This window comes from Pseudorhodoplanes sp. (genome assembly GCF_035565855.1).
Taxonomy (GTDB): Bacteria; Pseudomonadota; Alphaproteobacteria; order Rhizobiales; family Xanthobacteraceae; genus Pseudorhodoplanes.
Genome location: NZ_DATMRX010000268.1, coordinates 1 through 8,011 on the forward strand (window position 1 = coordinate 1; position 8,011 = coordinate 8,011).

Annotated in this window: 7 protein-coding genes and 1 pseudogene; 6 read left to right on the forward strand and 2 right to left on the reverse strand. The window is 63.9% G+C overall.

Translation table 11 applies throughout. The annotated features are described in order from the left end of the window. Positions 1 to 521: 521 nt before the first annotated feature. Positions 522 to 725, forward strand: coding sequence for a cold-shock protein (locus tag VN004_RS15165; RefSeq protein ID WP_325611631.1), 204 nt, complete (start codon positions 522 to 524; stop codon positions 723 to 725). 51 nt (positions 726 to 776) lie between these two features. On the opposite strand, the gene purN is transcribed toward VN004_RS15165, so the two are convergent. Together purN and purM are read right to left on the reverse strand one after the other, a co-directional pair. After that, on the reverse strand, positions 777 to 1,445 hold the full coding sequence (gene purN, locus VN004_RS15170) for a phosphoribosylglycinamide formyltransferase (protein WP_325611633.1): 669 nt from the start codon (positions 1,443 to 1,445) through the stop codon (positions 777 to 779). Between the two features lie 17 nt (positions 1,446 to 1,462). Further along, positions 1,463 to 2,548, reverse strand: a complete 1,086-nt coding sequence (purM, locus tag VN004_RS15175) for a phosphoribosylformylglycinamidine cyclo-ligase (RefSeq protein WP_325611635.1) — start codon at positions 2,546 to 2,548, stop codon at positions 1,463 to 1,465. Between the two features lie 148 nt (positions 2,549 to 2,696). On the opposite strand from purM, the gene VN004_RS15180 reads away from it, so the two are divergent. The 5 genes and pseudogenes from VN004_RS15180 to VN004_RS15200 all read left to right on the forward strand — a co-directional run. After that, complete coding sequence (locus VN004_RS15180; protein WP_325611638.1) at positions 2,697 to 3,242, forward strand: CDP-alcohol phosphatidyltransferase family protein; 546 nt, start codon at positions 2,697 to 2,699, stop codon at positions 3,240 to 3,242. A 21-nt stretch (positions 3,243 to 3,263) separates the two neighbouring features. Further along, positions 3,264 to 4,391 carry an AI-2E family transporter gene (locus tag VN004_RS15185; protein ID WP_325611640.1) on the forward strand — a complete coding sequence of 376 codons (1,128 nt, stop codon included), beginning with the start codon at positions 3,264 to 3,266 and terminating at the stop codon, positions 4,389 to 4,391. A 2-nt stretch (positions 4,392 to 4,393) separates the two neighbouring features. After that, the gene (locus tag VN004_RS15190) at positions 4,394 to 5,077 is read left to right on the forward strand and encodes a chromosomal replication initiator DnaA (protein ID WP_325611643.1); all 684 of its coding nucleotides are present in this window, start codon (positions 4,394 to 4,396) and stop codon (positions 5,075 to 5,077) included. Positions 5,078 to 5,186: 109 nt separating this feature from the next. Continuing rightward, complete coding sequence (locus tag VN004_RS15195) at positions 5,187 to 7,394, forward strand: RNA degradosome polyphosphate kinase (protein ID WP_325611645.1); 2,208 nt, start codon at positions 5,187 to 5,189, stop codon at positions 7,392 to 7,394. Positions 7,395 to 7,482: 88 nt separating this feature from the next. After that, positions 7,483 to 8,011, forward strand: a pseudogene (locus VN004_RS15200) (exopolyphosphatase); the annotation flags it as partial.

The following is an 8,011-nucleotide window of genomic DNA, read 5'->3' on the forward strand; positions in this document are numbered from 1 at the left end:
GCGTGGCGTGGTGATCGCGGAATCGATCTGGCCCAATTCCGCCTACGAAGACGGCTGCGGCATCAATTCGCTGACCGGCGCCGACGCGATCGCGCCCTATGGCGGTGCGGCGTTTCACGACAACCGCGTCTGGGTCAAGCAGTCGCAGCCCTGATTGCGGCACGGCAAGTTTCCGCGTTGATGTGCCGATTGAAAGCCGGGCATGACAAGAAAACGGGCGATGGAATTCCACCTCATCCGAAATCGTCTAGACGCCCGACTGCTTTTCCGTTTTGCAGCATTTACGCAAAGTTCGTCCGTTTGAGCGATGCGAACATTAACAATGACGGCAGCAAGCGGACCTTGTCTTGCTAAAGCCGCATTTGACGCTTCGGATGGGAGGGCAATCTGACTTTGGCTCCTTCTGCGCTCCGCCTCGTAAGCGACGTGACCGTTCGGATCCTGAAAGCCCGGTTGTGGCGCCGATGCGGCTGACCGTTGCGAGGCGTCATCTCGAAGACTGACAGACCAGGAGACAGACGATGCCGATGGGTACCGTCAAATGGTTCAACCCGACCAAAGGTTACGGGTTCATCAAGCCAACAACCGGCGACAAGGACGTGTTCGTCCACATTTCGGCGGTCGAACGGGCAGGGCTCTCGACCCTGAACGAAGGACAGAATGTGGAGTTCGAACTCGTGTCGAACCGCGGCAAGACGTCCGCAGAAAATCTCAAGGTGGCCTAGTCGATATCGGCGACGCCGGCTGACCGCCTTTATGTGCTTCAAGCCCCGGGACTACCGGGGTTTTTTTATAAGTCCGGGCAGGAAGAGGGCGTCTTCATCCTCGCAGGGACCGGCGATGACGCATCGTCCGTCCGAAACCCGGACGCGGCCCGATGCGACAAGCTTCAGCGCGAGCGGATAGATGCGATGCTCCATCGCGAGCACGCGCGCGGCGAGTGCGTCCTCCGTATCGTCGGGCAGGACCGGCACGCGCGCCCGCGCAATGATCGGTCCTGAATCCATCTCGGGCACGACGAAATGCACGGTCGCACCGTGTTCGCGAACGCCGGCTTCGAGCGCGCGCCGATGCGTGTCGAGCCCCTTGAAGGCGGGCAAGAGCGCCGGATGGATATTCAGCATCCGCTCCGGCCATTGCGCGACGAACCATGCGGTCAGGATCCGCATGAAGCCGGCGAGACAGACGAGCTCGATCCGGTGCGCGGTCAGCACCTCCTGCAGCGCATGCTCGAAGGCCGCGCGATCCTTGCCATAGGCCTTGTGATCGACGATCGCGGTCGCGATGCCCGCCTCGGCGGCGCGCTGCAATCCGGCCGCGTCGGGGCGGTTGGAGAGCACGAGCGCAATCTCCGCCGGATAACGCGCATCCCGCGCCGCCTCGATCAGCGCGGTCATGTTGGAGCCGCGCCCCGAAATCAAGATGGCGGTCCGTTTGCGGTTCATGGGGTTACAGCGGCACGCTACAGCGACAGCTCGAGCGAGCCGCGATAGGTCACGCGCTCCGCGCCCGTGGCGGCTGTCGTCTCGCCGATGACGCTGGCGGTCTCGCCATGGTCGCGCAGCACCGCAAGTACGCCGTCTGCGTGCTCCGGCGCCACGATCGCCACCATGCCGATCCCGCAATTGAAGGTGCGCAGCATTTCCGGCACGGCGACGTCACCCTCTTGCGCGAGCCAGCGAAAAACCGGGAGCACATGGACGGCTGACAGATCGATCGACACGCCGATCCCGTCGGGCAGAGCGCGGGGGATATTGTCCGGGAAGCCGCCACCGGTGATATGCGCGAGCGCCTTGACCGCGCCGGTCTTCCGGATCGCCGCGAGGCAGGATTTGACGTAGAGCCGCGTTGGCACGAGCAGCGCTTCGCCAAGGGTATGACCAGGGGCGAACGGCGCCGGCGCCTCGAAGGCAAGGCCCGACCGCTCCACGATCTTCCGCACCAGCGAGAAGCCGTTGGAGTGGATGCCGGACGATGCGAGCCCGATCACCACGTCGCCGACGCGGACATCGCCGCGCGGGAGAATGCTGCCGCGCTCGACCGCGCCGACGGCGAACCCCGCGAGGTCGTAATCGCCGGGCTGATAGAGGCCGGGCATTTCCGCGGTCTCGCCGCCGATCAGGGCACAGCCGGATTCCCGGCAGCCTTGCGCGATGCCGGCCACCACCTTGGCGCCGGTGTCCGGGTCGAGTTTCGAGCAGGCAAAATAGTCCAGGAAGAACAGCGGCTCGGCGCCCTGGACCACGAGGTCATTGACCGACATGGCGACGAGGTCGATGCCGATGGTGTCGTGCCGGCCGGTCTCGATGGCAATCTTGACCTTGGTGCCGACGCCGTCGGTGGCCGCCACCAGCACCGGGTCCTTGAAGCCGGTGCGGGCCAGATCGAACAGGCCACCGAAGCCGCCGATCTCCGCATCCGCCCCCGGCCGCGCCGTGGCCCGTACCAGCGGCTTGATCAGATCCACCATCCGGTTGCCGGCGTCGATGTCGACACCAGCTTCGCCATACGTGAGGCCGCGTCCCGGACCGGTCGTCTTGCCGGACATGTGTTTAAGCCCCATCGTGCAAAGGTTTCTGGCCTTGCGGCAAATTCGCCGCGTGGTAGCGCGGAAATCGTATTAGGCGCAATGCCTTGACGGCGGTTATAATTGCGCGGGCCGCAGTGTCGGTCCGATTCCTGCCGGGGCCTTAGCGTTGAGTCTACCCAATCTTATCACCATGGCGCGCATCCTCTGCGTGCCGCTGATCGTATGGGCTATTACAGCGGGTCAGACGCTGCCGGCCTTTCTGCTGTTTCTGGCGGCAGGCATCAGTGATGCCGTGGACGGCTTCCTCGCCAAACGCTTCAACATGTCGACCGAGCTGGGCGCCATGCTGGATCCGCTGGCGGACAAGGCGCTCATCGTATCGATCTACGTGGCGCTCGGATTCACGGAAGCGTTGCCGCGCTGGGTGGTGATTCTCGTGGTCTCGCGCGACATCCTGATCATCGGCGGCTTTCTGGTCGCCATGCTGATCGACCGGCCGATGCCGGTAAGACCGCACCCGGTGTCGAAGCTCAATACGGTGGCCCAGATCGTTCTTGCGGGAACGGTTCTGGGCTCACTCGGCCTGAATTTCGAGGTCGGCGCCGCCTTGCCCGTGCTGATGGGGCTTGTCACGATGTTGACGTTGCTCTCGATCGGCTTCTATGTCGCCGAGTGGATCCGCCATTTCGGTACCAACGGAGCCGGACGCTAGGACGGTGAGGGGACGTCACGCATGAACACCATGATGACAGGACCGGCCGGTGGTCCGCCGCCGCAGCTCGCCGGCAGCCCGCTGACCTTGCGCCGTCAGCTTATCTTCTGGACCGGCGCGGTGCTGGTCTTCATCTTCCTCTTGTGGCTGCTCGGCGACGTCATGATGCCGTTCGTGGCCGGCATGGCGCTCGCCTATCTGCTCGATCCGCTGGTGCGCCAGCTTCAGCGTATCGGGTTGGGGCGAGCCGTCGCCTCGATCGTGGTCGTCCTGGTCTTTGTCTGCCTGATCGCCGTTGTCCTGATCCTGCTGCTGCCCGTGCTGGCCGAACAGGTCTCCGATTTCGTCGCGCGTGTACCGCAATATGTGGAGCGTCTGCGACAGCTGGTGAATGAAGCCAGCCAGGGAAAGCTTGGCAAATATATCGGTGACAAATTGCCGGAGGCTCAGAACTCCGCCGGCACGGTCGCGGCGACCGCGGCGGGCTGGGCGGGCGCGCTTCTCGGGTCGCTCTGGAGCGGCGGACAGGCGCTGGTGTCGGTCCTCTCGCTCGTCGTCATCACGCCGATCGTCGCCTTTTATCTTCTGCTCGACTGGCCGCGCATGCTTGAGACGGTCGATTCCTGGACGCCGGTCCCGCATCGCGAAACCGTTCGCGGTCTCGCGCGCGACATGGACCGGGCGATCGCCGGCTTTGTCCGCGGCCAGGCGATCGTGTGCACGATTCTGGGGACCTTCTACGCCATCGCGCTGATGTCGATCGGCGTGCACTTTGGTTTGCTGATCGGGCTGACTGCCGGCATTCTCGGATTTGCGCCCTATGTCGGCACGATCACCGGCTTCCTGCTCGCGGTGGGCGTTGCGACCGCGCAATTCTGGCCGGACTGGACCATGCCCGCGATGGCGGCCGGCATTTTCCTGATCGGGCAATTCGTCGAAGGCAACATTCTCCAACCGCAACTGGTCGGCAAGGAGATCGGGCTGCATCCGGTGTGGCTGATGTTTTCGCTGATCGCCTTCGCCTATCTGTTCGGCTTTGTTGGACTTCTGGTTGCCGTCCCGGTCGCCGCCGCGATCGGCGTGCTGGTCCGCTTCCTGCTGCGGCAATATCTGGCGAGTTCGTATTACACGGGCGGTCAGCTGGGCTGAGGATGGTATCGCCGCCGCGACAGCTTGCGCTCGCCCTCAATCACGCCGAGCGGCTGTCACGCGAAGACTTTCTGCCGGGGCCCTCGAACGAAGCCGCGCTCGCAATGATCGAGCGCTGGCCCGACTGGCCGGCGCGTGCGCTCGCCATCGCGGGACCGCAAGGCAGCGGCAAGAGCCATCTTGCCTCGATCTGGGCGTCGCTGTCGGGCGCGCGCATGCTGTCGGCGCACGCGATGCACACGCCGACTCTCCTCGATGCGCTCGCCACCGGGGCACTGGTTCTCGAGGATTGCGAAACCGGTAATTTCGACGAGCGGGCGCTGTTTCATCTCCTCAACCTCGTGAAGGAGCATGACGGCTATCTGCTCGTGACCGCGCGTACCTTGCCCGCGTCCTGGAAAGTGGGCTTGCCCGATCTTGCGTCACGGCTGCGAGCCATGCCTGCGATCGCGATGGCGACCCCGGATGACGCCCTGCTGCGGGCGGTGACGGTCAAGCTGTTTGCCGACCGCCAGCTCAGCGTCGACGAGCCGCTGATCGCCTATCTCCTGACGCGGATTCCGCGCTCCTTTGCCGCCATCCAGTCGGCGGTGCAGACGCTCGACCGCGAGGCGCTTCAGCGCAAGAGGCCGGTCAATCGCGCGCTGGCCGCCGAAGTGCTGCGGGACCTGCGCGAGGGGACTTAAAGCCCCGCTTCGGACTTGTCCTCCCGACCATGACGGTCAATCTTTGCGGTGCGCAGTCACCGCGTGGTCACGAATCCGTCTTATGGTCGGGGTCCGAAGGATGAACGACATGCATGACCGGGCTGAAGCCTTTGTTCTGAAACAGGAATCCGCCGCCGGCGGACCCGCTCAGGACGTGCCCGTGTCGCTGATGGACAGCCCCGAACGCTTCATCAACCGTGAATTGTCGTGGCTGCATTTCAACCGACGCGTTCTCGACGAAGCCGCCAATCCCGACCACCCGCTGCTCGAAAAGCTGCGCTTCCTGTCGATTTCCGCCAACAATCTCGACGAATTCTTCATGGTGCGCGTGGCCGCGTTGAAGGGCCAGGTCCGCGAAGGTGTCGCCGACCGCTCCCCGGATGGCCTCACGCCCACCGAGCAACTGATCAAGATTGCCGATGTGGTCTCGGTCCTCGCCAGCGATCAGCAGGCTTGCTGGCGTAATCTGCGTGAGGAGTTGGCCGCCAACGGCATGCTGATCGCAGACGCGAAGGGGGTGACGGCAGAGGAACAGGACTGGCTGGAGGAGCAATTCCTCACCTCCATCTTCCCGGTTCTCACGCCGCTCGCCATCGATCCGGCGCATCCATTCCCGTTCATCCCCAATCTCGGCTTCACCCTCGCGCTGCAGCTGTCGCGCATCAGCGACGGCAAGGCGATGAACGCCCTGATCCGCGTTCCGCACAAGATCGAGCGCTTCGTGCAATTGCCGCGCGGAGCGGACGGCTCTGCGCAGCGTCTGATCATGCTGGAGCAGGTCGCTTGCCTGTTCGTCGGTCAGCTGTTTCCCGGATACGTGATGAACGGTGTCGGCTCCTTCCGGGTGATCCGCGATTCCGAAATCGAGATCGAGGAAGAGGCCGAGGATCTGGTCCGCTCATTCGAGAGCGTGCTCAAGCGCCGCCGGCGCGGATCGGTGATCAGGCTCGAGCTCGAAAAATCCATGCCGGAGGATTTGCGGCGCTTCGTGCAGCGCGCCATGGGCGTCAGCAACGATGAGACATTTCTGGTCGAAGGCATGCTCGCGCTCAACGATCTCAAGGAAGTCGTGGCCATCGGCCGTCCCGACCTTCTGTTCGCGCCGTATAATCCGCGTTTCCCCGAGCGTATCCGCGATCACGGCGGCGATTGTTTCGCGGCGATCCGCCAGAAGGATTTCATCGTCCAGCATCCGTATGAATCGTTCGACGTGGTGGTGCAGTTCCTGCAGCAGGCGGCACGTGATCCGGACGTGATTGCAATCAAGCAGACCCTGTACCGGACATCCGCGGAATCGCCGATCGTGAAGGCGCTGGCGGAAGCCGCCGAAGCGGGCAAGTCGGTCACCGCCCTCGTCGAGCTGAAGGCACGGTTCGACGAAGAAGCCAATATTCGCTGGGCGCGCGATCTCGAACGCGCCGGTGTGCAGGTCGTGTTCGGCTTCATCGAGTTGAAGACGCACGCAAAGCTATCGCTCGTGGTGCGGCGCGAGGCCGGCAAGCTTGCGACCTATGTGCATGTCGGCACCGGGAATTATCATCCGATCACCGCGCGCATCTATACCGACCTGTCCTATTTCACCGACGATCCGGTCATCGCGCGCGATGTCGGACGCATCTTCAATTTCATCACCGGTTACGCAGAGCCGGCCGAGCTCGAAGTGATGGCGGTATCGCCAGTGACGCTGCGCCGCCGGCTGGTCGAACACATCGACGCCGAGATTTCGCACGCCAAGGCCGGTCGCCCCGCAGCGATCTGGCTGAAGATGAATTCGCTCGTCGATCCGGACATCATCGACAAGCTTTATCAGGCCTCGCAGGCCGGGGTGTCAGTCGACATCGTGGTGCGCGGCATATGCTGTCTGAGGCCCGAAGTCCCCGGGCTGTCGGACAATATCCGGGTCAAGTCCATCGTCGGACGCTTCCTCGAACATTCCCGGATCTATTGTTTCGGCGCCGGGCACGGCCTGCCTCATCCGAAGGCCGTTGTTTATATTTCATCGGCGGACATGATGCCCCGCAATCTCGACCGCCGTGTCGAGGCGCTGTGCCCGATCACCAATCCGACCGTCCATGAACAGGTGCTCGACCAGATCATGGTGGTTAATTTCAACGACAACGAGCAGAGCTGGAAGGTCTTGCCTGACGGCACCGCAACCCGCATAAGGCCCGCGAAAGGCGAGGAGCCTTTCAACGCCCAGAAATATTTCATGACCAATCCGAGCCTGTCGGGTCGTGGGAAATCGCTCAAAGAATCAACGCCGCGCCGTCTCAGCCGCCGCCAGGACCGGCGGTAAGGACCGCGATGCCGATAAGGCTGGCGGCAAGAAGCGGCAGAAGCGCGGGACGGCTGCGCTGCCGGCCGGTGCGCCTGCGTCCGTTGAAATGGCGCAGGGGCGCCTCGATCACGGCCCGCCGGTGGCGGTGATCGACATCGGGTCGAACTCCGTACGTCTCGTGGTCTATGAAGGTCTGACGCGCAGCCCGTCGCCGATCTTTAACGAGAAGGTGCTAGCCGGCCTCGGGCGGCAGGTGCAGTCGACGGGGCTCTTGGCGCCGGATGCCGTGGCCGAAGCGCTCGCGGCGCTCCGACGGTTCCGCGCGCTGTGTGACAATCTTCAGGTCGCCAAGGTCTACGGCATTGCCACCGCAGCCTGCCGCGATGCGGAGAACGGGCCGCCCTTCATCGCCGAGGCCGAACGCATCTGCCGCGTCAAAATTGATGTGCTGTCCGGCAAGCGCGAAGCGGAACTTGCCGCGCTCGGCGTTGTCTCCGGCATCCATGATCCCGATGGTATCACCGGCGACCTCGGCGGCGGCTCGCTCGAACTGATCGACGTGCGCGGCCACAAGATCCGCCGCGGGGTCACGCTGCCGCTCGGTGGTCTCGCGCTGAAGGACGCCGCCGGTCAAT